At 64.9% G+C, this 24670-nt stretch carries 22 protein-coding genes; all 22 read left to right on the top strand.

Going from position 1 to position 24670, the window contains the following annotated elements:
- The first annotated feature begins 135 nt into the window (after positions 1-135).
- The 22 genes from pilB (at position 136) to accC (ending at position 24554) form a co-directional block, all read left to right on the top strand.
- The gene (gene pilB / locus OZ403_RS30445) at positions 136-1836 is read left to right on the top strand and encodes a type IV-A pilus assembly ATPase PilB (RefSeq protein ID WP_011555739.1); all 1701 of its coding nucleotides are present in this window, start codon (positions 136-138) and stop codon (positions 1834-1836) included.
- 43 nt (positions 1837-1879) lie between these two features.
- On the top strand, positions 1880-2998 hold the full coding sequence (locus tag OZ403_RS30440; RefSeq protein WP_140794794.1) for a type IV pilus twitching motility protein PilT: 1119 nt from the start codon (positions 1880-1882) through the stop codon (positions 2996-2998).
- Positions 2999-3055: 57 nt separating this feature from the next.
- The gene (locus OZ403_RS30435) at positions 3056-4309 is read left to right on the top strand and encodes a type II secretion system F family protein (protein WP_268782417.1); all 1254 of its coding nucleotides are present in this window, start codon (positions 3056-3058) and stop codon (positions 4307-4309) included.
- A 61-nt stretch (positions 4310-4370) separates the two neighbouring features.
- Complete coding sequence (locus OZ403_RS30430) at positions 4371-5903, top strand: two-component system sensor histidine kinase NtrB (protein WP_268784914.1); 1533 nt, start codon at positions 4371-4373, stop codon at positions 5901-5903.
- Positions 5900-7336, top strand: coding sequence for a sigma-54-dependent transcriptional regulator (locus OZ403_RS30425; RefSeq protein ID WP_268782416.1), 1437 nt, complete (start codon positions 5900-5902; stop codon positions 7334-7336). Before OZ403_RS30430 ends, OZ403_RS30425 begins: the two co-directional genes overlap by 4 nt.
- A 185-nt stretch (positions 7337-7521) precedes the next feature.
- A complete protein-coding gene (gene pilA, locus OZ403_RS30420; RefSeq protein WP_268782415.1) occupies positions 7522-8169 on the top strand; it encodes a type IV pilin protein PilA in 648 nt (215 codons plus the stop codon).
- A 102-nt stretch (positions 8170-8271) separates the two neighbouring features.
- Positions 8272-9183, top strand: a complete 912-nt coding sequence (locus OZ403_RS30415; protein ID WP_268782414.1) for an ABC transporter — start codon at positions 8272-8274, stop codon at positions 9181-9183.
- On the top strand, positions 9180-10160 hold the full coding sequence (locus tag OZ403_RS30410) for an ABC transporter ATP-binding protein (protein ID WP_268782413.1): 981 nt from the start codon (positions 9180-9182) through the stop codon (positions 10158-10160). The genes OZ403_RS30415 and OZ403_RS30410 overlap by 4 nt, the downstream gene beginning before the upstream one ends.
- A complete protein-coding gene (locus OZ403_RS30405) occupies positions 10160-10927 on the top strand; it encodes an ABC transporter permease (protein ID WP_268782412.1) in 768 nt (255 codons plus the stop codon). The genes OZ403_RS30410 and OZ403_RS30405 overlap by 1 nt, the downstream gene beginning before the upstream one ends.
- 23 nt (positions 10928-10950) lie before the next feature.
- Entirely contained in the window at positions 10951-11958 is a 1008-nt protein-coding gene (locus tag OZ403_RS30400; protein WP_268782411.1) for a prepilin peptidase, read from the top strand.
- Positions 11959-11974: 16 nt separating this feature from the next.
- Positions 11975-13096, top strand: a complete 1122-nt coding sequence (locus OZ403_RS30395) for a sensor histidine kinase (protein ID WP_268782410.1) — start codon at positions 11975-11977, stop codon at positions 13094-13096.
- A 73-nt stretch (positions 13097-13169) separates the two neighbouring features.
- Complete coding sequence (locus tag OZ403_RS30390) at positions 13170-14591, top strand: sigma-54-dependent transcriptional regulator (RefSeq protein ID WP_268782409.1); 1422 nt, start codon at positions 13170-13172, stop codon at positions 14589-14591.
- A 214-nt stretch (positions 14592-14805) separates the two neighbouring features.
- Entirely contained in the window at positions 14806-15888 is a 1083-nt protein-coding gene (pilM, locus tag OZ403_RS30385; protein ID WP_090490332.1) for a type IV pilus assembly protein PilM, read from the top strand.
- A 27-nt stretch (positions 15889-15915) separates the two neighbouring features.
- Positions 15916-16593, top strand: a complete 678-nt coding sequence (locus OZ403_RS30380) for a PilN domain-containing protein (RefSeq protein WP_268782408.1) — start codon at positions 15916-15918, stop codon at positions 16591-16593.
- Positions 16594-16607: 14 nt separating this feature from the next.
- Positions 16608-17234 carry a type 4a pilus biogenesis protein PilO gene (locus OZ403_RS30375; protein WP_268782407.1) on the top strand — a complete coding sequence of 209 codons (627 nt, stop codon included), beginning with the start codon at positions 16608-16610 and terminating at the stop codon, positions 17232-17234.
- Between the two features lie 43 nt (positions 17235-17277).
- Positions 17278-17841, top strand: a complete 564-nt coding sequence (locus OZ403_RS30370) for a pilus assembly protein PilP (protein ID WP_268782406.1) — start codon at positions 17278-17280, stop codon at positions 17839-17841.
- Between the two features lie 61 nt (positions 17842-17902).
- The gene (gene pilQ, locus OZ403_RS30365; RefSeq protein ID WP_268782405.1) at positions 17903-20620 is read left to right on the top strand and encodes a type IV pilus secretin PilQ; all 2718 of its coding nucleotides are present in this window, start codon (positions 17903-17905) and stop codon (positions 20618-20620) included.
- 39 nt (positions 20621-20659) lie between these two features.
- Positions 20660-21322, top strand: a complete 663-nt coding sequence (locus OZ403_RS30360; RefSeq protein ID WP_268782404.1) for a hypothetical protein — start codon at positions 20660-20662, stop codon at positions 21320-21322.
- Positions 21323-21381: 59 nt separating this feature from the next.
- Positions 21382-21744, top strand: coding sequence for a roadblock/LC7 domain-containing protein (locus OZ403_RS30355; RefSeq protein ID WP_140794779.1), 363 nt, complete (start codon positions 21382-21384; stop codon positions 21742-21744).
- A 135-nt stretch (positions 21745-21879) separates the two neighbouring features.
- Entirely contained in the window at positions 21880-22458 is a 579-nt protein-coding gene (gene efp, locus OZ403_RS30350; RefSeq protein ID WP_268782403.1) for an elongation factor P, read from the top strand.
- 43 nt (positions 22459-22501) lie between these two features.
- A complete protein-coding gene (accB, locus tag OZ403_RS30345) occupies positions 22502-23095 on the top strand; it encodes an acetyl-CoA carboxylase biotin carboxyl carrier protein (protein WP_268782402.1) in 594 nt (197 codons plus the stop codon).
- 73 nt (positions 23096-23168) lie between these two features.
- Entirely contained in the window at positions 23169-24554 is a 1386-nt protein-coding gene (accC, locus tag OZ403_RS30340; RefSeq protein WP_140794776.1) for an acetyl-CoA carboxylase biotin carboxylase subunit, read from the top strand.
- Positions 24555-24670 lie beyond the last annotated feature (116 nt).

Here is a 24670-nt window from a genome sequence, read left to right as displayed (position 1 = left end):
GCGCCGCTCCCCTCTAATTCGCAATCAGGAACCGTGCCATGGGGTGTGGATCACCCGGGCACCGCTCCAGCGTCTTTGAGCTCGGAGGCGGGCCCCCGCCCGCTTCTTTCTTCTTCAAGGAAGAGGCATCAACGAATGTCCGGTCGACTCGGTGAACTGCTGGTTCGCGAGAACCTCATCTCCGTGCAGCAGCTGCGCAAGGCCCAGGAAGAGCAGCAGAAGAACGGCACGCGCATCGGCACCGCGCTCGTCAAGACGGGTGCCATCGAGGAGTCGAAGCTGACCGACTTCCTCTCCAAGCAGTACGGCGTGCCGGCCATCAACCTGAAGGACTTCGACGTCGAGCCGGACATCATCAAGCTGGTGCCGAAGGAAGTGGCGGAGAAGCACCTGGTGGTGCCCGTCAACCGCGCGGGCCCGTCGCTCATCGTGGCCATGTGCGACCCGTCCAACATCTTCGCCGTGGACGACCTGAAGTTCCTCACCGGCTACAACATCGAGACGGTGGTCGCCTCCGAGGTCTCCATCCGCGAGGCCATCGAGCGTTACTACGCGGAGAAGGGCCCGTCGCTGGAGGACATCGTCGGCGACGTCGGTGACGACATCGAGGTCACCAAGGAAGAGACGGAGAACATCGATGAGATGGCCAAGGCCGCGGACGACGCGCCCGTGGTCAAGCTGGTGAACCTCATCCTCATGGACGCCATCAAGAAGCGCGCGTCCGATATCCACGTCGAGCCCTACGAGAAGGACTTCCGCGTCCGCTTCCGCATCGACGGCGTGATGTACGAGGTGATGCGCCCGCCGATGAAGCTGCGCAATGCGATTACGTCGCGTCTGAAGATCATGGCCTCGCTGGACATCTCCGAGCGGCGCCTTCCGCAGGACGGCCGCATCAAGATCAAGATGGGCGGCGGCAAGGAGATGGACTTCCGCGTGAGCGTGTGTCCCACGCTCTTCGGCGAGAAGGTCGTGATGCGTCTGCTCGACAAGAGCAACCTCCAGCTCGACATGACGAAGCTGGGCTTCGACGCGCAGCCGCTGGCCTGGTTCAAGGAGGCCATCGACCGTCCCTACGGCATGGTGCTGGTGACGGGCCCCACGGGCTCGGGCAAGACGACGACGCTGTACTCGGCGCTCTCCAGCCTCAACGGCCTGGACACCAACATCTGCACCGCGGAGGACCCGGTCGAGTTCAACTTCGCCGGCATCAACCAGGTGCAGATGCATGACGACATCGGCCTGAACTTCGCCGCGGCGCTGCGCTCCTTCCTTCGCCAGGATCCGGACATCATCATGATTGGTGAGATCCGTGACTTCGAGACGGCGGAAATCGGCGTGAAGGCGGCGCTCACGGGCCACTTGGTGCTCTCCACGCTGCACACCAACGACGCCCCGGGCACGGTGAGCCGTCTGCTCAACATGGGCATCGAGCCGTTCCTCGTGACGGCCTCGCTGAACCTCATCCTCGCCCAGCGTCTGGCGCGTCGTCTGTGTCCGGCCTGCAAGAAGCCGGCGGAGAACGTGGACGAGCAGGCGCTCATCGACGCCGGTGTTCCGCCGGACAAGATTGGCACCTTCACGATGTACGAGAAGGTCGGCTGCCGCGACTGCAACGACCGTGGCTACCGCGGCCGCGTGGCCATCTACGAGGTCATGCCCTTCTGGGACGGCCTCAAGGAGCTGGTCATCAACGGTGCCTCCGCCGCGGAGTTGAAGCAGGAGGCCATCCGCCTGGGCATGAGCAGCCTGCGCATGAGCGGTCTTCGCAAGATGATGGACGGCGCCACCACGTTGGAAGAGGTGGTGGGAAACACCGCCCCGGACCGCTTCTAGTCAACCTCCCTCCCACCGCACTCCCCCCGAAGGACATCCCCCCGTGGCCAACCTGCACCAGCTCCTCAAGGCGATGGTCGAGAAGGGCGCTTCCGACCTCCACGTCACCACCGGCTCTCCGCCGCAGCTTCGCGTCGACGGCGAGCTCGTTCCCTTGAAGACGGCGCCGCTGACCCCGGTGGAGACGAAGCAGCTCTGCTACTCCATCCTCACGGACGCCCAGAAGCACAAGTTCGAGGAGGAGAACGAGCTGGACTTGTCCTTCGGTGTGAAGGGCCTGTCGCGCTTCCGCGCCAACATCTTCATGCAGCGTGGCGCGGTCGCCGCGGCGTTCCGGACCATTCCCTTCAAGATTCTGACGTTCCAGGAGCTGGGGCTGCCGCCGGTGGTGGCGGAGCTGGTGAAGAAGCCGCGCGGGCTCATCCTGGTGACGGGCCCCACGGGTTCAGGCAAGTCCACCACGCTGGCCTCGATGATCGACAAGATCAACACCGAGCGTCATGAGCACATCATGACCATCGAGGACCCCATCGAGTACCTGCACCCGCACAAGAACTGCCTCGTGAATCAGCGCGAGGTGGGAGCGGACACGCGGAACTTCAAGACGGCCCTCAAGTACATCCTCCGCCAGGACCCGGACATCGTGCTCGTCGGTGAGCTTCGCGACCTGGAGACGATTGAGGCGGCGCTCACCATCGCCGAGACGGGTCACATCTGCTACGCGACGCTACACACCAATAGCGCGGTGCAGACCATCAACCGCGTGCTGGACGTGTTCCCGCCGTACCAGCAGCCGCAGGTCCGCGCGCAGATGTCCTTCGTGCTGGAAGGCGTGATGAGCCAGGCGCTGGTCGCGAAGGCGGGCGGCCCTGGCCGCATCCTGGCGCTGGAGGTGATGGTGCCCAACCCCGCAATCCGGAACCTCATCCGCGAGGACAAGGTCCACCAGATCTACTCGTCCATGCAGGTCGGCCAGGCGAAGTTCGGCATGCAGACCTTCAACCAGGCTCTGGCGGCGCTGCTGCTGCGGCGGCTCATCACCCAGGACGAGGCCTTCGGGCGCTCTAGCGACGCGGAGGAGCTGCGCAACATCCTGGCCACGGGCGGCGGCGGGGCCCTGCCCGGGATGCAGCGACCAGGCGGGGGAGCGGGTGGTCGTTAGTTCCGGGATTTGGAGATCAGCGGTTAGAGTGGCGCGGCACCCGCGGAGGTCCAGCTCATGGCAGCCCCAGCAGTGAAGTCGGCATCAACTCCCAAGAAGGCCACCGCCCAGTTCCTCTGGGAGGCGAAGACCAAGAGCGGGGAGTCGAAAAAGGGTGAGATGGAGGCGATGGACGTCGAGGCCGTCAACGCGCGCCTCAAGTCCCTGGGCCTGAACCCCGTCAAGGTGCGCAGAAAGGGCCTGCTGGATGGGGACATCTCCATCCCCGGCCTGGGCGGCGTCGAAGGCAAGGACATCCTCGTTTTCACCCGTCAGTTCGCCACGATGATCGACGCCGGCCTTCCGCTGGTGCAGTGCCTCGACATCCTGGCCAGCCAGATGGACAACCCTTCCTTCAAGAAGGTGCTGTTCGCCATCAAGGGCAAGGTGGAGCAGGGCAGCACCTTCGCGGATGCGCTGAAGGAGCACCCCAAGGTCTTCGACGAACTCTACGTCCAGCTCTGCGCCGCAGGCGAGGTGGGCGGTATCCTCGACGCCATCCTCAACCGGCTCGCGGCGTACCGGGAGAAGAACGAGAAGCTCAAGTCCAAGGTCAAGAGCGCGATGACCTACCCGGTCATCGTCATCCTGGTGGCCATTGGCGTGACGGCGGTGCTGCTGCTGAAGGTGACGCCCGTCTTCGAGAAGATGTTCGCGGACTTCGGCTCGGAGTTGCCGGGGCCGACGCAGATGATCGTGAACTTCTCACACATGGCACAGGAGTACTTTTTCCATGCCGTGATCTCGATTGCAGTCGTCGTGACGTCGTTCTCGTGGAGCTATCGCCAGCCGCGTGGCCGGAAGTTCTGGGACAAGGTGTTCCTGTTCATGCCCGTCTTCGGCCCCGTGCTCCGCAAGGTGGCCGTGGCTCGGTTCACCCGCACGCTGGGGACCATGATTTCCTCGGGCGTGCCCATCCTGGACGCGCTGGACGTTACCGCGAAGACGGCCGGTAACCGCACGGTGGAAGACGCCATCATCTACGTCCGCGGGAAGATCGCCGAGGGCAAGAACATCGCGGGGCCTCTGGCCGAGACGAAGGTGTTCCCGTCGATGGTGGTCCAGATGATCGGCGTCGGTGAGGCGACGGGCGCCATGGACACCATGCTCAACAAGATCGCCGACTTCTACGACGACGAAGTGGACGCGGCCATCAACAGCCTCACGGCGATGATCGAGCCGGTGCTCATGGTGTTCCTCGGCGGCGTGGTCGGTGGCTTCCTCATCGGCATGTACCTCCCCATCTTCTCGCTTGCCGGCGCCATCCAGTAACGCAGTGGTCGTAGGAGGGCGCCCCCTGGCGGGGGACGCGTTCAGGTCGCGGCTCGTATGGCTGGTGCTGTTCCGTACGGTGGCCGCGAGCTTGTCGCTCGTCATCACCCTTGCGCGGCTCCTCCTGCAGCCCACTCAGGAGCCGAGCGGGGCTGACACCCTGTCGCTCGCAGTCATCGTCAGCGCGTACGTCTCTACGCTGGTGGTGGGGCTGAGGCTGCGGCGCGGGCGTGGTGGGCTGCTCGATGCCTGGGTGCAGGTCGTTGGCGACGTTGTCATCGCCACCGGACTGGTCTACCTCAGCGGCGGCGCGGATTCGCCCCTGACGTTCCTTTATAGCTTGTCGGTCATTGGCGCGGCCGTCGTTTTGGACCGGCGTGGTGCGTTGTGGGCCGCCGCGGCGTCCGGGTTGTGCTTCGCCACGTTGGTCATGGGAGCCCGGTTCCTTGGGAGTGTGCCTGGGGGGCTGATGCCTCCGACCCGGGTGATGTTCGTCCTGGGGAGCAACGCACTGGCACTGGTGCTTATCGCCGTGTTGGCGGGCTATTTGTCTCGCCAGCTCTCGGTGGCCGGTGGCGCCCTTTCCGCTCGCGAGGCGGACCTCCAGAAGCTGGGGCGACTGCAGCAGCAGATTCTGTCGTCCATGCCGTCAGGGCTCGTGACGTGTGATGCGCGGCGACGCATCACCTACGTGAATCCCGCGGGTTGTCTGATTCTCCAGGTGGATGCCACCCAGGTTGTGGGGACGGACTTGGAGGCGCTCCTGCCGGGTGTACTCGGGTTGGCTCCCCGCTCGCCTCGGAGTGAGCTGGTGGTGGGCAAGGGGCTGAAGCGGCGCATTCTGGGCCTGTCCGTCACGCCACTGGATGGAGTGCCTGGTGCCTTGCTCATGGTGTTCCAGGACCTCACTCAGCTCCGGCGGATGGAGGATGACCTCAAGCGCGCGGACCGGTTGGCGAGCCTGGGCGCACTCTCTGCGCAGCTCGCGCACGAACTGCGCAACCCGCTCGCGTCCATGCGTGGCTCAGCGCAATTGCTGGCGCAGGACGCGCAGGATGCAATGGGACAGAAGCTCACCAACATCCTGATTCGTGAGGCGGATCGGCTTGCGCGCCTGGTGGATGACTTTCTGCGCTTCGCGCGGCCGCCGACGCCGGTGCTACAGCAGGTAGCGCTGGCGTCCTTGCTGACGGAGACGGTGGACATGCTCCGCGTGGACCCATTGGCGCGGGACGTGCGGGTCGAAGTTGCCGCACCTGAGCCCATGGCGGTCTCCGTGGACCCGGATCAGCTCCGCCAGGTGCTCATCAATCTGGTGCGCAACGGCTTCCAGGCCGCAGGGCCGCGAGGCCACGTAAAAGTGGCACTGACGCGGGCCGAGAAGGAGGCGAGAATCCGCATCTGGGACTCGGGGGGGAGCATCACGGAGGAGATGATGGGACACTTGTTCGAGCCGTTCTTCACGACGCGGGATGGAGGCACGGGACTGGGGCTGTCCACGGCGCACTCCATCATTCGGGCACATGGCGGTTCCATTCGTGTGCGCTCCAACCCTGAAGAGGGGACCGAATTCGTGGTGGGGCTCCCGCTGTGACGGCGGTACAGGGAGGGGAGGCGGGTTCTCGCGGCCACGTCCTCGTGGTCGACGACGAGCTGTCCATGCGCGAGTATCTAGAGCTGCTGCTCCAGCGGGAGGGGTACGCTGTGACGAGCGTGGCCGGGGTGAAGGCCGCGAGCGATGTGCTGGCCCTGGATGGGGTGGACCTGGTCATCTCCGATTTGAAGCTCGGAACCGGTAGCGGGCTCGACGTGCTTCGTGCCGCACGTGCGCGTCCCGCATCGCCTGAGGTGGTGCTCATCACTGCCTACGGAACGCCCGCCGCCGCCGTGGAGGCGATGCGTGAGGGCGCGTACGACTACATCTGCAAGCCGTTCGATAACGAAGAGTTGCGGCTCCTCGTCCAGAAAGCGTTGGAGAAGCGCTCGCTTCGACAGGAGAACACCGGGCTTCGTGCGCGCCTCTTTCCCGGGCTTGATGGCGCGGTGGGGCAGAGCTCTCGGATGCAGGCCGTGTGGTCACTGGTGGAGAAGGTGGCCTCCGGACGCAGCACCGTGCTGGTAACCGGGGAGAGCGGTACGGGCAAGGAGTTGGTGGCGCGGGCCATTCACATGCGCGGAAGCCGGGCCGCCAGACCCTTCCTCCCGTTCAACTGCGCCGCGCTGAACGAGGGGACACTTGAGAGCGAGCTCTTTGGGCACGTGAAAGGGGCTTTTACCGGGGCCACCCATGACCGTTCGGGTTTGTTGGTCGCGGCGGGGGACGGCACGGTCATGCTGGATGAAGTCGGGGAAATGCCGCTGGCCACCCAAGTGAAGCTGCTCCGCGTTCTCCAGGAGCGGAAGGTGAAGCCGGTGGGGAGCGCGGCGGAGGTTCCCTTCCAGGCGCGGGTTATCGCTGCAACGAACCGGCGGCTCGAGGCGGAGGTGAAGGCAGGGCGCTTCCGCGAAGACCTCTTCTACCGGCTCAACGTGATTACGGTGGAGTTGCCCCCGTTGCGCGAGCGCACAGGCGATATCTCGCTGCTGGCGAGCTACTTCCTTTCGCGAATGGCAGAGGAACTGGGGCGACCGGGCCTCCGGTTTGCGTCAGAGGCGCTAGTGTTGCTGGAGCGGTATCCATTCCCCGGCAACGTACGGCAACTCCAAAACATGGTGGAGCGGGCCGCCACATTGTCCGACTCGGACCTGCTCGGGCCTTCGACGCTGCCTCCAGCGATGCGGGGTGATTCGGAACCCGCTACGCGTTCTGCGGAAGGGAGTGAGCCAGGACTCGGGGCCGGCTTCAATCTGGAGCGCCATCTGGATGACAGCGAGCGGCGCTATCTGCTGGCGGCAATGAAACAGGCGGGAGGCGTGAAGACACGCGCGGCGGAACTGCTCGGCCTCTCGTTTCGTTCATTCCGCTATCGGCTGGCCAAGCACGGCTTGACCGATGACCTGGAGTCCGGGGGACCCGCAGATGCGTAGGCTGATCGACAGTTCTCGTCAGCGTCACTGCCGATTTTTGTCAGCCCTGGACTTGAACTCCAGGACGGGATTCTTCACGTCTAGGAAATTCACGGAGTTGGCGCGGATGCCAGCACTGGCACGCCACCTGCTATCGCCAGTCCCGGGCGCAGTGCCCCCTGCCGCAACCTTCCTTGAGGACCCCCATGCGCGTCTCGCGATTCAACCCCCGCAACCGTGGCTTCACGCTCATCGAGCTCATGATCGTGGTCGCCATCATCGGCATCCTGGCGGCCATCGCCATCCCGAACTTCATCAAGTTCCAGGCTCGCTCGAAGCAGTCCGAGGCCAAGACGAACCTCAAGGCGTTGTACACGGCGCAGAAGTCGTTCTTCTCCGAGAAGGACCGTTACTCGAACTTCGCCAACGAGATCGGCTTCGCGCCGGAGCGCGGCAACCGCTACGCGTACCGCGTGTCTGCCGGTGGTGCCTGCGAAGTCCGCGATGTGGCCACCCTCGCGGTCGCGGCCACTGCGCTTTCCTGCATCGAGAACGACTCCTACCGGTTCGGTGCGAACTCCCAGATCGCGAACCCGGATCCGGAGGTTGCGACCTTCACGACCACGGTCGCCGGCATGAGCGCCACCTTCGGAGTTCTGCCGGCCATGGCGGACTGCCCCAACTGCAACTTCTTCGCGGGTGCCTCGGGTAATGCGGACAACGAGTCGTCCAATGATGACTGGGTGATCGCCGGCTTCGAGGCGACCGGTGTCGCGGGCCCGTGCTCTGAGGAAGGCAACGTCTCCTCTGGCACCCCGTACAACACGCGTAACGACGTGGCTTGCGACGATTAGTCTTGCCTGACGCGGAATGAGCGGTGGTTGCACCACTGTTCTTTGGGCCGCCTTCCCTCGGGGGAGGGCGGCCCTTCGCCATTTCGGACCCCCTGGGTGCTCATGCGGATCGTGGTGCTGTGCCTGGCTGTCTGCTCCATCGCGTTGATGGCCGACAAGCCAGCCAAACCTTTGCGGACGAAGGATGGCCCCATCCTCCCTCGCAGGGAGATGCTTGAAGTGTTGGGTGCGGCGCAAAAGCCGCTGATGGCTGATTTCTACTGGATTCAAGCCATCCAGCAGGTGGGGCGCGCGAACACGGATACCGAATACCGGGATGTGTTCTTCTATTCGGACCTAGCGACCGACCTCGACCCGAAGTTCCGGTTCGTCTACGAATGGGGTGCCATCACCACGCCGTTCAACCTTGGGCGCGAGCAATGGGTGAACACGGAGCTGTCATCCCGGCTGCTGACCAAGGGGCTGGTCGAGTTCCCGGACGACCGCCGTTTCCTGTTCCAGTTGGCGTACAACAAGATGACCTACGACCGTGACTACAAGACGGCGGCCGACTTGCTCATGACGCTGTCGAAGTTCCCGGACACCCCGCGATATCTGCCGCAGTTGGCCACGCGCTTGTATGCGCAGGCTGGCCACTTCGAGTCAGGCCTGTATATGGCGGAGATGCTGCGTGACAGTGCCGAGGATGACGAGTCGCGGGCCTTTTACGAGCACCGCATCAAGGAACTCTTGCGCGAACGACTGCTCACGCAGATTGACGATGCCGTCGAGGCCTTCCGAAAAGACCGAGGCGAGCGTCCCCAGTCAGTCCCAGCCTTGGTGAGCGCGGGCTATTTGAAGGCGTTGCCCGAAGACCCCCTGGAAGGCCAGTTCTTCATTGACCGACGGGGGCGCGCTCGCTCCACTTCCGGACTCTACAGGTTGGAGATGTACGACGACGCAAAGAAGAAGGAACTGCGCGAGGACCTCGAAGCAGGTGGCATTCAGGTCGATGCGCCGGAGGATGGGCCATGAGCACTACTCCCTCGTCCGCAGTGAGCCTGCCGGTGTCCATTCGTGGGTTGTCCAAGACGTACCGGGTGGGCTTCTTCCTCAACAAGCAGGTGAAGGCGCTCCAGGGCCTGGACCTGGAAATCGCACCAGGACAGGTCTACGGGCTGTTGGGACCGAACGGGGCAGGTAAGTCCACGACCATCAAGATTCTCATGGGACTGGTGCGTGCCTCCGAGGGGCAGGCGCTGCTCTTTGGTGAGTCGCCGGACAGGCCGCATGTGCGGCGGCAGGTGGGGTTCCTGCCGGAGAATCCCTCGCTCTACGAGTACCTTACCGGGCGTGAGTTCGTGACGCTGGCTGGGCGCATTTTTGGAATGAGCGGCCACGACCTGGATCAGCGCGTAGAGCGAGTGCTCGGCGAGGTCGGTATGGGACGCGCGTCTGACCTGCAGATTCGCCGCTACTCCAAGGGCATGGTGCAGCGCACGGCGTTGGCTCAGGCGCTCATCAGCAGCCCCCGCCTACTGGTCCTGGATGAGCCTACCTCTGGGTTGGACCCTCTGGGGCGCCGACAGATGCGTGACATCATCCTCGCAGAGCGCGCCAAGGGAACGACCATTCTCTTCTGCACCCACATCATCTCGGATGTGGAGTCGCTCTGCGACCGGGTGGTTGTGCTGGTGGGCGGAAAGCGCGTTCAGGAAGGGAGCGTGCAGGAGTTGGTGTCCGCAAAGGCGCCTTCCGTGGAGATGGTGGTGCACGGTCTGCCACTGGAGCAGGTTCAGTCCCTGGGGTTCACATACGAGCACGCGCAGCAGTTGGACAGCCGGGTGTTGCTGCGAGTGCCTGACGCCGAGTCACACGGTCTGCTTCAGGCCGTCATCACCAAGGGGGGGCGAGTCAGCCGGGTGCAGCCCGCGCGCTTCTCCCTGGAAGACCTCTTCCTGGACGCCATGAAGCAGGCGGGTGGGCAGACGGTAGGCGGGGAGATTCAGTGATGGGTGCCTTTGCCGCCATGGCGTGGAACGGCTTCCGCGAGGCGCGTCGCAACCGGGTGACTGTGCTCGTCGCGGCCTTCGCGCTCCTACTGCTCTTTGCCACCACGCTCGTCACCGAGGTCACCGTCAGCACCTTTGATCGGGTGGTGACGGACTTCGGCCTCGGGGTGATGAGTCTGCTGCTCGTCTTCCTCTCCATCTATCTGTCGTCGGGACTCATCAGCCGCGAAATCGAGCGGCGAACCATTTTCCTGATGGTCTCCAAGCCGTTGTCCCGCAGCCGCTTCCTGCTGGCGCGGCTGGCGGGCAACATGCTCACCCTGGGCGTGTTGCTGGTGGCGATGACGCTGCTGTTCTGGGTGGAACTCGTTCTGCATCGTGCACCTATCACCCAGCCGCAGTTGGCCGCACTCTGGGGGCTGTACCTGGAGCTGTTCGTGCTCACCAGCGCCGGGTTCCTGTTGTCCACCTTCGCAAGCCAGCTCGTGTCTGCCCTGGTGACGACAGGCCTGTACTTCGCGGGCCACCTTTGTGCGGACATCTACAACCTTGGCGTGAAGTCGCAGAGCGAACTCGTGCAGTGGGTCAGCAAGGCCACCTACTACGCGCTGCCCAACCTGGAGCGGCTGAACTTCCGGCCACGCGCCACCTACGCGATCGAGGTGACGGCGGCCGAGCTTGGTACGGCCACCCTCTATGCCCTGGGGTGGGGCGCGCTCTTCTGCGTGCTGGCAGTGCTCGTGTTCGAGCGGCGCGACTTCCGCTGAGTCTCGGGTAGGATGCGTCCCCTGTGACGCATTCCTCCCTGCCGGGATACTTCGGGCCCCTGTTCGCCGTGTTCCTGTTCGTGCTCGGCTTGTGCGTGGGCAGCTTCCTCAACGTTGTCATCGCGCGGGTTCCGCTGGACCAGAGCATCGTTCGTCCGGGTTCGCGGTGCCCCAAGTGCGGGCACGTGCTGGCCTGGTACGAAAACATTCCGTTGCTATCGTGGCTGGCGCTGCGGGCGCGCTGCCGGGGGTGCGCCACGCCCATCTCCGTGCGCTACCCGTTGGTGGAATTGCTCACTGGCCTGCTCTACTTCGCCTGCCTGCGGCGCTTCGGCTGGACGTACGAACTAGTGCCCGCGCTGGTGCTCGTGTCCCTGCTGGTGTCGCTCGCCTTCATCGACCTGGACCACTGGATTCTACCGCTGTCCATGACGGTGTCGGGAATGCTTGCGGGCGTCATGCTCGCCATCCCTCTGGGCACGGAGTTCGTCCGTGACGCCCTGATTGGCGCGGTGGTGGGCTTCCTGTCCTTCCGGTTGATGGAATACGTTGGCTGGAAGGTCTTCCAGCGAGAGGCATTGGGGGCAGGGGACAAGTATCTGGTGGCCATGTTGGGCGCGTTCCTAACCTGGCGTTCACTGCTGGGCGTCCTCCTGTTCGCCTCCATGCAGGGCGCATTGGTGGGCATCATGATGCTGCTGCTGACGGGCCGGGCCGGGCCTCGGGCGGAGAACGCTCCGGAAGAGGCCGAAGGTGAGGTGCCTCCCCTCACGATGAGCTGGGAGTTCATGCAGCCCGGCCTCCCGCTCTGGAAGCGCCTGCTGCTGGTGCCCGTGTGCCTCCTGGTCCAGCCCATTCCCGACGCGCCGCTGGACGAGGAGGGAGAAGAGGAAGAGTGGGTTCCCGATCGCACCAGCATTCCCTTCGGACCGTGGCTGGCGCTCGCGGGGTTGGAGTTGCTGCTGCTGGGCCCCTGGCTGTCCCGAATCCTTCCTTCGGACATCGCGATGATGCTGGGCGGCCTGCCGTGAGCCGGGCAGGGATGCGATGAAGTGGCGTCTCGCCAGCGTCGCGTTCCTGTTGGGCTCGCTGTCGACGGGACTCACCTGGCTCTCCGTACAGCCGGTGCTTTTCCGGCTGTTGGATGCAGTCCGCCGGTGGGTGCCGGAGGGCAGCGCGGAAGAGGAACTGCTGTCGCGGGTGCGGGGCGTCCTTCCCGTGGTCCTGGGGTTGGACCTTGTCGCGTTGACGGTGCTCACCTACGTGGTCTTGGACTTGATGGTGGGCCGTCCGCTGCGCCGCACCGAGGCCGTGGTGGAGCAGTTCGGCCGGTTGGAGCTGGACCCTCACCTGGTCCCGACCCATGGGGGCTCCGTGGTGTCGCGCATTCAGCGTGCGCTTCAGCGCATGGCGGAGGCGCTCCGCGAGGAGCAGGCGCTTACGCGAGCGCAGATGGAATCCCTCCGCGAGTCCAATGCGCGGTTGGCTCGCACGCAGACCGAGTTGGTGGCGTCGGAGCGGCTGGCCACGGTGGGGCGGCTGGCCGCGGGTGTGGCGCACGAGGTGGGAAACCCACTGGCGGGTATCCTCGGCTACGTGGCCCTCGCACGGTCCAAGGCGGACACGCCCGAGCTGAAGGACTTCCTGGAGCGCATCGACCACGAGGTGCAGCGCATCGACCTCATCATCCGGGGCCTGTTGGACCTGGGGCGTCCCGGGTCGACCTCGCTGGGGCCAGTGGAGGTGGGGGCAGTGGTGGAGACGTGCGTGCGTCTGGTCCGCGCCGCGCCCGAGCTGTCCGGGGTGACGGTGGAGCTCGGGCTGGAGCGGGGGCTGCTTGCCCGCGCGGATGCCGGGCCGCTGTCACAGATTGTCATCAACCTGCTGCTCAATGCGGCCCAGGCTATGGGGGGGCAGGGGACGCTGCGAGTCTCCAGCCGGCGGGAGGCAAACGAGGCCCGACTGGCCGTGGAGGACACCGGGACGGGCATCCCCGCGGACGTCATGCCCCGCCTCTTCGAGCCCTTCTTCACGACGAAGGGGCGGGAAGGGACGGGACTGGGACTGGCGGTATCGCAGAGGCTGGCCCAGGTCATGGGGGGCCGGCTTGAGGCGGAGAACATTCCGGGCGGCGGTGCCCGCTTCACTGTGTCCTTGCCCGCACCCTGAGGAAAAGGCGCGTCTTCCGCGGCCGGGAGCTACCGGCTCCCGCGCCGGTGGGGGATGATGCCCGGAGACGGCCATGCCCCTGTTCCGCACCATCCTCGTCGCCGACGACGAGCCCTCCATTCGCCACATCCTCACGCTCGTGCTCGCCGACCGCGGCTATGACGTACGCGCGGTCGCGGACGGAGAGGATGCCCTGCGAGAGCTGGCCGCTCGCGACTACGACGTGCTCCTGTGCGACGTGCGCATGCCGAAGAAGGACGGCCTCACCGTCCTTCGCGAGGCGCTGGCCGCACATCCGGGTCTGACCGCGGTGGTGATGAGCGCCTATGGCTCGCAGGAGCAGGCGCTGGAAGCGGTTGCCGCGGGCGCATTCGACTACGTCCAGAAGCCCTTCAAGCCCGATGAAATTGTCTTCGTCCTCCGAAAGGCGGAGGAGCGGGAGCGGCTCGTCCGGGAGAACCGGCGGCTGAAGCAGACCAGCCTGCCCTCGGCGCCTGAAGGGCACATCCTCGGAGATAGCCCCGCGCTGCACGCGCTCCTTCGGCAGGTGAGCCGGCTCGCTCCAGTGGACACCACCGTGCTCATCAGTGGAGAGAGCGGCACGGGCAAGGAGCTCATCGCCCGGGAACTGCACGTGCGCAGCCCTCGGGCTCCCATGTCCTTCGTGGCGGTCAACTGTGGCGCCATACCGTCTGGCCTCATCGAGAGTGAGCTGTTCGGCCACGCGAAGGGCGCCTTCACCGATGCGCGCACCGCCAAGCGCGGCCTCTTCTCGGAAGCGGATGGAGGCACCCTCTTCCTGGATGAAGTGGGCGAGCTGCCGCTGTCCGCCCAGGTGAAGCTGCTGCGCGTCCTCCAGGAAGGCGAAATCCGGCCGGTGGGGGAGAACCGCGTCGAGAAGGTGAACGTGCGTGTGGTGGCCGCCACGCTGCGAGACCTCTCGCGGCTGGTGTCGAAGGGGGAGTTCCGCGAGGACCTGTACTACCGGCTCAACGTGGTGAACCTCCGCGTCCCGCCGCTGCGAGAGCGACGCGAGGATGTGCCCCTACTGGCGCGGGCGTTCATCTCCCGCTTCAACCGCGAGCTGAACCGCGATCCTCCCGTGGCGGGTTTGTCCACGGAGGCTGAGTCGCTCCTGCTGTCCTACGCGTGGCCGGGCAACGTGCGCGAGCTGGAGAACGCCATGGAGCGCGCCGTGCTGCTGGCGGACGAACCGCTCATCCTTCCGGCCAATCTGCCCGATCGGCTGTGGGCCGCGCCCCCACCCGGCCCCATGGGCGCGACGCCGGCAGGCCAGGTGCTACAGGGCGGTGGCGACCTGTCGCTCAAGCGGGCCATCCGCGAGATGGAGGAGGCCTACATCCGGGCCGCCCTGCGAAAAACGAAGGGAAACCGCACGCGGGCGGCGGAGTTACTGGACATCAGTCACCGGGCACTCCTCTACAAAATCAAGGAGTACGGAATCGATCCGGACGCCGAGGCGGAGCGGGGTTGAGACGAAAACCCTGTCCGGTAACTGGACGCACCGGCCGGCATTTGACGGAACGCGCCGGAGGCCGGAAAATCGGGCCTCCGCGACGGTGTTGAGGGGCCCGGCGCTGTTGATGGTGTGGGGCTCCCGTCCGTCCGGAGGGCAGGCGGGTTCCAGGCACTTTTTAGGAGGGGTTGACGGCCAGTGCTACGCTGGCTGCCTCTCGACGGAGTCACGCATGGCGAAGGGCAAACTGGTACTCGGCCTGGATATCGGATCGACGTCCATCAAGATGATTCTCCTCAAGGAGCAGCGCAAGCGCGGCGAGGTCATCTACGCGCTGCAGAGCTTCGGGATGAAGCCGCTGCCTCCTGAGGCCATCGTCGACGGCGCGCTGATGAACTCCACGGCCATTGTCCAGGCCGTGCAGGACCTGATGTCCGAGCTGAAGGTCAAGGGCAAGGACGTGGCCATTGGCGTGTCCGGCCACTCGGTCATCATCAAGAAGATTCAGATGCCCCGCATGTCCCAGGACGAGCTTGAGGAGAGCATCCAGTGGGAGGCGGAGCAGTACATCCCGTTCGATGTGAAGGACGTGAACATCGACACGCAGATCCTCGACGGCGGCGGCAACGACGCCACGGGGCAGATGGACGTGCTGCTGGTGGCCGCCAAGAAGGACATGATCAACGACTACACCACGGTGGTCTCCGAGGCCGGCTTGGCCCCGGTGGTGGTGGACGTGGATGCCTTCGCCGTCCAGAACATGTTCTCCGTCAATTACGACGTGCCGGACCGCGAGACGGTGGTGCTCATCAACGCGGGCGCCTCGGTGGTGAACATCAACATCATCTCCAACGGCGCGACGGTGTTCACGCGCGACGTCACCATCGGTGGCAACCAGTTCACCGAGGAGATTCAGAAGCAGTTGAACGTCTCCTACGAGGAGGCTGAGGCTCTGAAGATTGGTGGCAACGGCGCGGACGCCGACGCCGTGGTGCCGCAGGACGTTGAGCGGGTGCTCTCCAGCGTGGCTGAGCAGGTGGCCGGTGAAATCCAGCGCTCGCTCGACTTCTACGCGGGCACCGCCGCTGACTCGAACTTCAGCAAGGTCTACTTGTCGGGCGGCACGGCGAAGATTCCCGCGCTGTTCAAGACCATTGAAGCGCGCACTGGCGTGCCGGTGGAGATCCTCAACCCCTTCCGCAAGATTGAAGTGGACAACCGGAAGTTCGACCCCGCGTTCATCATGGACGTGGCACCCATGGCTGCGGTGGCCGTGGGACTGGCGCTCCGACGCCCGGGCGACAAGCTGGCCTGACCGGACCACCCACTGGAGACGACGCACATGATGATTCGCATCAACCTGCTGCCCGTCCGGGCGGTGAAGAAGCGCGAGATGGGTCGGCAGGTGCTGATCCTCTTCGCCGTGGTCCTGGTTGGCGCTGCCGTGGCCAACTACGCCTGGTACGACAACCGCGATAGCGAGCTCGCGACGCACCGGCAGGGCGTCGCGGCGGCCAAGGCCAAGATCGCCGAGTTGGAGAAGATCATCGGCGAGGTGAAGAACATCAACACCCGCAAGGCTGAGGTGGAGAAGAAGCTTGCCGTGCTGGACTCGCTGCGGAAGGGCCGCAACGGCCCCGTCCGCATGATGGACGCGCTCGCGTCCGCCACACCGAAGAAGGTGTGGGTGAAGACCTTCTCTGAGGTGAACAACGCGGTGGCCATCGATGGCTCGGCCGTAAGTCACGACGAGGTCGCGGAGTTCATGCGGGGGCTCACCGGCGTTGTGTGGACGCCGAAGGGAATGGGACGCATGGTGGACCGTCGGCGCGAGAGCAAGACGGCGCGTGTGGAGCTTCTGACCGCGGAAGCGACCATCGAAGAGTTCCCAGAGGCTCAGGTCACCCCGTTCTTCAAGAACATCGATTTGAAGAACGCGACGCAAACGAAGGTGACGCAGCCAGGTACCCCTTCGCTGGTCGAGTTCAAGATCACGCTGAGCTCCAACTACGCAATCTGAGAGAGCCGCTCGCCATGGACAAGTACCTGGATCAATTCGTCAAGGCGCCCCCGGCCATCAAGTTCGGCGGACTCGCCTTCGCCGTGGGCGCACTCACGGTCGGCAACTTCTTCATGTTCATTCAGCCGACCGAAGAAGCCATCAAGTCGCAGATATCCCAGCGACGGAAGCTGGACATGGAGCTGGCTGACAAGAGCGAGATCGCTCAGAACCTCAACGAGCGTCGGCGCGAGATGGACGTGCTGGAGCAGAAGCTCTCCGAGGCGCTGACCGAACTGCCCGAGCAGCGCGACATCGAAGAGCTGCTCGCGCAGATCAACGACATTGGCAAGAAGAGCGGCCTGGAGATCTCCAGTGTGACGCCCGACAAGGAGACGGTCGGCGGCGGGGACTTCTTCGCCCGCATCCCCATCAAGATGACGGTGAGCGGCAACTACCACGAGATTGCCCTCTTCCTTCAGGAGATGGCGAACATGCGCCGTATCGTCAACGTCAACAACATCAAGCTCGATTCGGCCGTGCTCAAGAACGAGAAGGTCGTCCTGCAAAGCAGCTTCCTGGCGACGACGTTCCGGTTCGTCGAGCAGAAGAGCGCCCCCGCGGCGGATGCGACCACCAAGAACGCGAAGTCGAAGAAATAGAAACTTGATCCGCTCAAGAAGTAGGGCGACAAGGGGATTGAGGATGAAGACGTTCAATGCCACCATGACCACCGCGATGCTTGCCCTGGCGCTCGCTGCTTGCGACGAGGCGTCGAGTCCAGCGCCCAAGGCCGCGAAGCCCAAGGCTGCGGTGGTAGAGCCGGTGAAAGAGGTCCCGGCTGAGACCGTGGTCCAGCAGGTTCCGACCCATTCCTATACGTACAACCCGGTGGGCAAGCGGGACCCGTTCCGCAGCCCCATCGAGGACCTGGGGCCGGTGAACGCGAATCCAGTCGCTTCTTGTAACGAACCGCTCTGCGCCTTCGACCTGGACCAGCTGAAGTTGGTGGCTGTCGTCACGGGCGATGCCAGCCCGATGGCCATGGTCGAAGACCCGGCGGGCCGAGGACACATCGTGCGTCGGAACACACGTATGGGGCGCCAGGGCGGCAAGGTGACGCAGATCCTCCGTGATTCCGTGACGGTGACGGAAGTGTTCTCGGGCAATGGCGAAATCATCAAGAATCCGGTGCTGCTGCAGCTGAAGCCCGATGTGAAGCTGGACCCCGCCTACAACATGATGACGGGCAAGAACTTCGGGGAATAGCGCCCTCCAAGGCGCTCGCTCCCGCGGGCGGTGGCCCGCTTCCAACTTGTTGAGGGGACGCATGCTCGAGGAGAGCGCTGTGACGAGGGGCAAGTGGATGTTGGCGGCCGCCTGGGCGGTCGTTCTTGTGGGCGCCAGGGTGCATGGCGCCGAGCTGAATACGCTGCGGGGACTGGATGTCTCCCGCACGGGCTCGGGCGCCCAGGTGGTGGTGACCGGCACCCGGCCACCTACCTTTACGGTGTTCCGCCTGAGTGGGCCGGAGCGGCTGGTGGTGGACCTCTCGTCAGCGGACGCGACGGGTATCAAGGGACACCACGACGGCTCGGGACCGGTCTCCGGTGTCGTGGCGTCACAGTTCTCGGACGAACGCGCGAGCGTCGGTCGAGTGCTGCTGGCGCTGGACAAGGCGTCCCAGTACGACGTTCGCGCGGACGGCAACCGCGTGGTCATCTCCGTGGATGGCTCCGCGCAGCTTGCTGGCTCGCCTGCGGAGGCGAAGCGCGCCGAGCCCGCAGCCAAGGCCGAAGGAGTGACTGCACCGGCGAAGCCACGCGAGCCTGTCGTTGCCGCTACGGCTCAGGCCGAGGTGAAGCAATCCGCGCCTGTGACGACCTCCAAGGCGGCGCTTCCGGAAAACGTGGTGGCCGCTGAGGCGGATGAGCGTGAGGTGCCGAATCCGGCCCAGCGCATCACCGCCATGTCCTTTGCGAACGACACGTTGCGCATTCGCGCGGACGGCGACATCGCCCGCTACGAGGTGTTGGAGCTTGCCGACCCGCCTCGGCTCGCAGTGGACCTGTTCGGCGTGGGCCTGGCTGCCCGTGCTCCACGCGTCAACTCGGGTTCTCTCCGTGAAGTTCGCGTGGGTGCCCACGCAGACAAGGTGCGCTTGGTCCTTGATGTGCGCGGGAAGATGCCCGCCTACCGCGTCCACCGCGCCAGCCGCGGGCTTGAGGTGGTGCTCGGAGGGGCTGTCGCGCGCAAGGCGGCTCCAGGCCCTGAGTCCGGGGAAGCTGTGGCTATAGTGGCCGAGGTTGATCCACTGCGTCCAGCGCAGGTGAAGTCCGAGTCCTCCTCTGTGGTCGAGGTCAAGGACGTGCGCTTCGAGGAGAGCAGCGCCGGTGGTAGCATCGTGATGAAGGTGTCGGGCACCACGGCGTGGAAGGTGGACCGGCCGGATCCGCGCAGTGCGGTGCTGACGCTGGACAATGCGCGCCTTCCCAAGAATCTGGAGCGCAGCCTCGACACCAGCGCGTTGGAGACGCCGGTGAAGATGATCAGTGCCTTCAGCGTTCCGGGCGAGGGCAGCAAGGTGCGTCTGGTGGTGGCTGCCGACGGTGCCATTGAAGAAAAGGTGTCTCAGAGCGCAGGTACGCTGTCCTGGCGCCTGGATGTGAAGGGCGTGAAGACCGAAGAGGTGGCTGTCGCCCAGCGCACCGCGGGTTTCACCACCGAGGCGCCTGCCTACGCCGCGGAGGGTGCGCCCCAGCAGGCTCGCTACCGTGGGAAGCGTGTGTCCTTCGAGTTCAAGGACATCGACATCCAGAACCTTCTCCGCGTCATCGCGGAAATCTCCAAGAAGAACATCGTGGTTGCCGACGACGTCAGCGGCAAGGTGACCATCCGCCTGCGCAACGTTCCCTGGGACCAGGCGCTGGACCTCGTCCTTCGCACCAAGGCGCTGGGCAAGGAGGAGTTTGGCAACATCATCCGTATCGCCCCCCTGAAGACGCTTGAGGAGGAGGCCCGGCTTCGTCAAGAGCGCAAGAAGTCGCTCCAGCAGCAGGAAGACCTGATGGTCAACCTGATCCCGGTCAATTACGCCGTGGCCAGTGAAATGGCGGCGCGGGTGAAGGACGTCCTGAGCGAGCGAGGTTCGGTGACGGTGGACCAGCGGACGAACGTCCTCATCGTCAAGGACGTGCGTTCCAACACGGAGCGAGCCCGTTCGCTAGTGCGCAGCCTGGACACGCAGACGCCGCAGGTGCTCATCGAGAGCCGCATCGTGGAAGCAAACACGACCTTTAGTCGCTCGCTGGGTGTTCAGTGGGGTGGGCAGGCTCGCGCGGGTCAGGCCACTGGTAACTCCACGGGCCTTATCTTCCCGAACAACCTGGCCGTGACGGGTGGCGTGGCTGGTGCAGCCCCCGGTCTCCCTGATATTCCAAACTTCGCGGTGAACCTGCCGGTCGGTGCTGGGCAGGGTGTTGGTGGCGCGATGGGCTTCACGTTCGGTTCGGCAGGTGGCGCGCTCCAGCTCAACTTGCGCATATCCGCAGCTGAGAACGAGGGAACGGTGAAGACCATCTCCGCGCCCAAGGTCACGACGTTGGACAACAACACGGCGCGCATCAGCCAGGGTGTGTCCATTCCCTTCAGCCAGACGTCCGCGCAGGGTGTGAACACCACCTTCGTGGAAGCGCGGTTGTCCCTGGAAGTGACGCCTCACATCACCCAGGATGGCAGTGTCCTGATGAGCATCCTTGCCTCCAACAACCAGCCTGACCCGTCCAGCACGGGCGCCAACGGACAGCCCTCCATTCAGCGCAAGGAGGCCAACACCCAGGTGCTGGTGAAGGATGGAGACACGACGGTCATTGGTGGCATCTATGTCCGCCGCGGCGCTACGCAGATCAACGCGGTGCCGTTCCTGTCGAGGATTCCGGTGCTGGGATTGCTCTTCAAGAACAACACGGAGTCCGATGTCCGGCAGGAACTCCTCATCTTCATCACGCCCCGCATTCTCAACCGGCAGACCATCGCGCAGACCCTGTAAGGGGTGCCTTCGCGTCCTCTTGCAGGAGAGCGTTCGCCTATGAAGAACTTCTATCTCGCGGTGCCGTTGGCACTGGCCATGACTGGATGCGTGGACAGTCCTCCGGACATCCAGCTTTTCAACGCGTTCATTCCGGATGCCGCCTGTGCGGTCAATCAATCAGGGCTCGCCAGTACTGGCGGGTCCCTGGACCTCACGACTTCGGGCCGTTACCTGGCGGCGTTTCAGGTCCGGAACAGCCTCTCATCTCAGGAGGTCGTCGTTGGTGACGCCCCTGTCACGGGCGGAGGCGACGAGTCTTCCATCTACGTCACCAACGTCGAGCTGAACTACGAAACGCAAGGTACGGGGCCGACGCTGACAAATGACGTCTACCCGAACTACTTCAACCTGCCTGCGAATGCGACGCAGAGCAGTAGCGTGGTCCTGGATTTGCTGGGTGCCAATGCCCGCGAAGACCTCGCCGCCTATTTCGGCGGGGGGGGAACCAACGCCGTGGGCGTCATCGTTCGATTGAAGCTGATCGGCAAGACCATCAACGGCAAGTCGACCGAGTCGAACGAGATCACGTATCCCATCACGTTCTACTATTCGGGCTTCACCTGCCCGGTGGGAACGCAGCTCGAAGCCAACGGGCCCTGCGGGCTTCCCGGTGGACAGGACCGCTTCGCGCCGGAGTGCACTGAGCCCGAGGAAACGTAGTCTTCATACCGCCGGGGCCCTTGACCGGGCCCCAGCCGTCTTTCTAAGAGCCTCTGCCCATGTCCTTCCGCACGCACCTCGAGTCGGTGGTCAACCAGGTCGATGGAGCCCTCGCGTGCAGCGTGATGGGCTTCGATGGCATCTCCGTCGACACGTTCCAGAAGGACGAGAGCGCCGAGCTGGACCTCAACGGCGCGTGGGTGGAGTACGCCAACCTCCTCACCCAGCTGCGCAACGCCGCGGAGACCCTCAAGACGGGCACCGTGAGCGAGGTCAGTGTCAACAGTGAGAAAGTGCTGACCGTGATGCGGCTGGTGTCACCGGACTACTTCCTGGTGCTCGCCCTTCACGCGGATGGCAACTTCGGCAAGGGCCGCTACGTGCTGCGCGTCACCGCACCCAAGGTGCGCGCCGAGCTCTAGTCGGATGCCCGGCCAGCAGTCATCCAGGCGACGTTTCCGCCGCTGCTTTCCCCTTCCCATGGAAGGGGCGCATGGGCTAGACACCCCGGACTTTTCAAGCTTTCGCTGCTGCGAGTCTGTAAGGAGTCGGTCCCCATGGCCGGTGTCATCGATACGTCCGAGTTCCGCAAGGGTCTGAAGATCGAAATCGACGGTGAGCCGTTTGAAATCGCCGATTTCCAGCACGTCAAGCCCGGCAAGGGCTCCGCGTTCGTGCGCACCACGATTCGCAGCCTCCTGACGGGCCGCGTGCTCCAGCCCACGCTGAAGTCCGGCGAGAAGGTGGGCAAGCCCGACATCGAGGAGAAGGACATGCAGTACCTCTATGTCCAGGGTGAAGAGTTCTACTTCATGGACACCCGCAACTACGAGCAGACCTTCCTCGGTGAGAAGGTGCTCGGAGATGCGAAGAACTTCCTGAAGGAGAACATCAACGTCAGTGTCCTCTTCTACAATGGCAAGGCCATTGGTGTGACGCTGCCGAACTCCGTGGACCTCAAGGTCACCCAGTGTGACCCGGGCATCCGCGGCGATACCGTCTCCGGCGCGCTGAAGCCCGCCGTTCTGGAGACCGGCTACTCCGTCAACGTCCCGCTCTTCATCGAAGAGGGAGACGTGCTGAAGATCGATACGCGCGACGGCAAGTACCTGACGCGCGTGGCCACCAGGGGCTAGTTCGCAGCTCGGCAGCGACGCCGGAGGGAAGGGGACGCGAGTTATGGCAACGAAGCGCAAGTCGACCCGGGCCCAGTCGCCCGCGCGGACGGAGGCCGCCTCGAGCGGTCCCGCTGACACGGGGAGCACGTCCCTGGACGTGGAAGCCCTGCGGCAGATCGTGGAGATTCTTGAGTCCTCGGACGTCACACGGCTGGTCTGGAAGCGCGGCGAGGAGAAGCTCTTCATCCGCCGCGGCCAGGGGCCCGAGACGACCATCGTCCATCACGCCGCGCCGGCTCCCGTCGCCGCGAGTGCCGGGGTGGAATACACCGCCCCGGCCGCTCCTCGCGTTGCCGCTCCGGCACCGGTCGCTGCTCCCGCGGCTCCGGCTGCGGAGAAGCCCGCCGAGAAGCCTGGCCACCAGGTGACGAGCCCCTTCGTGGGGACGTTCTACCGGACTCCGGCGCCGGACCAGCCTCCCTTCGTGGATGTGGGTTCCCTGGTGAAGAAAGGCCAGGTGCTCTGCATCATCGAAGCGATGAAGCTGATGAACGAGATTGAGTCCGAGGTCTCCGGCCGGGTGGCGGAGATCCTCGTGGAGAACGGCCGGCCGGTGGAGTTCGGCCAGGCGCTGTTCCGCATCGAAGTGGCCTGACGAAGAGGCCCGCGCGCCGCCCGTGTCCCACGGGCGAGCCGCTCCTCATGACGGCCCTGACGGAGACACCCACGTGTTCAAGAAGGTGCTGATCGCCAACCGCGGGGAGATTGCCCTGCGGGTCATCCGCGCCTGCCGGGAGTTGGGCATCGCAACGGTCGCGGTGCACTCCACGGCGGACGCCAACGCGCTCCATGTCCGCTTCGCAGACGAGGCGGTGTGCATCGGCCCGCCGGCGTCCAAGGAGAGCTACCTCAACGTCCCGCAGTTGCTGTCCGCCGCCGAAATCACCCGCGCGGACGCCATCCACCCGGGCTACGGCTTCCTGTCGGAGAACGCCGAGTTCGCGGAGGTCTGCGAGAACTGCAAGATCCGCTTCATTGGCCCTCGGCCGGAGATGCTCCGGCTGATGGGCAACAAGGTGCGTGCCCGCCAGGCCGCGCGCGAGGCGGGACTGCCACTGCTTCCGGGCAGCCCGGGCACCGTGAAGGACCCGCGTGAGGCGGAGGCCTTCGCCCGCGAGATTGGCTTCCCCGTCATCCTCAAGGCGGCCGCTGGTGGCGGCGGCAAGGGGATGAAGATCGTCCGCGAGCCGGGCGCGCTGGCGCAGGCGTTCTCCACCGCGCAGGCGGAGGCCGTGGCGTCGTTCTCCAATGGCGACCTCTACATCGAGCGCTACGTGGAGAAGCCTCGCCACATCGAAATCCAGATTGTCGCGGACGAGCACGGCAACATCGTCCACCTCAACGAGCGTGAGTGCTCGGTGCAGCGCCGGCACCAGAAGCTCATCGAGGAGAGCCCGTCGCCGGCGCTGACGCCTGAGCTGCGCAAGCGCATGGGCGAGGTGTCCGTGAACGCCATGCGCAGGCTCGCGTACAACAACGTGGGCACCATCGAGTACCTGCTCGACGAGCGCGGCGAGTTCTACTTCATGGAGATGAACACGCGAATCCAGGTGGAGCACCCGGTGACGGAGCTCGTCACGGGCGTGGACCTGGTGAGCGAGCAGATCCGCCTGGCCTACGGGGAACCCCTGCGCTTCAAGCAGGAGGACATCCAGATTCGCGGCCACGCCATCGAGTGCCGGGTGAACGCCGAGGACCCCATCACCTTCGCCCCCTGGCCCGGGAAGATTACCGGCTACAGCGTGCCGGGCGGCTATGGGGTGCGCGTGGACTCGGGCGCCTACGAGAACTACACGGTGCTGCCGTACTACGACAGCCTGCTGTCGAAGCTCATCGTCCACGCGGATGACCGGGCCACGGCCATCCGCCGCATGCAGCGCGCCCTGGGCGAGTACGTCGTGGAAGGCATCCGTACCAACATCCCGTTCCACCGGGCCGCACTCGCGGAAGAGTCCTTCCAGGAGGGCAATTACGACACCCGGTTCGTGGAGCGCTTGCTCGCGAGCGAGACGGGCTCCCGGCGGCTCAAGAAGGCCGTCGAGGAGACGCCGTAGCAGCCCTACACCTGGTGTGGATTCCCGCTTGTCGGGCCGCCACGCGAGCAGGTGATCCGGCCCCGGGGGGAGCCGGGCCGTTTCTTGACCCGCGTCGGAGCTTTCCGTTAGCCTCC

Origin of the sequence: Myxococcus sp. NMCA1, from assembly GCF_026810205.1 — a bacterium.
Classification (GTDB): domain Bacteria; phylum Myxococcota; class Myxococcia; order Myxococcales; family Myxococcaceae; genus Myxococcus; species Myxococcus xanthus_A.
This window is presented reverse-complemented; position numbering and strand designations above follow the sequence as displayed.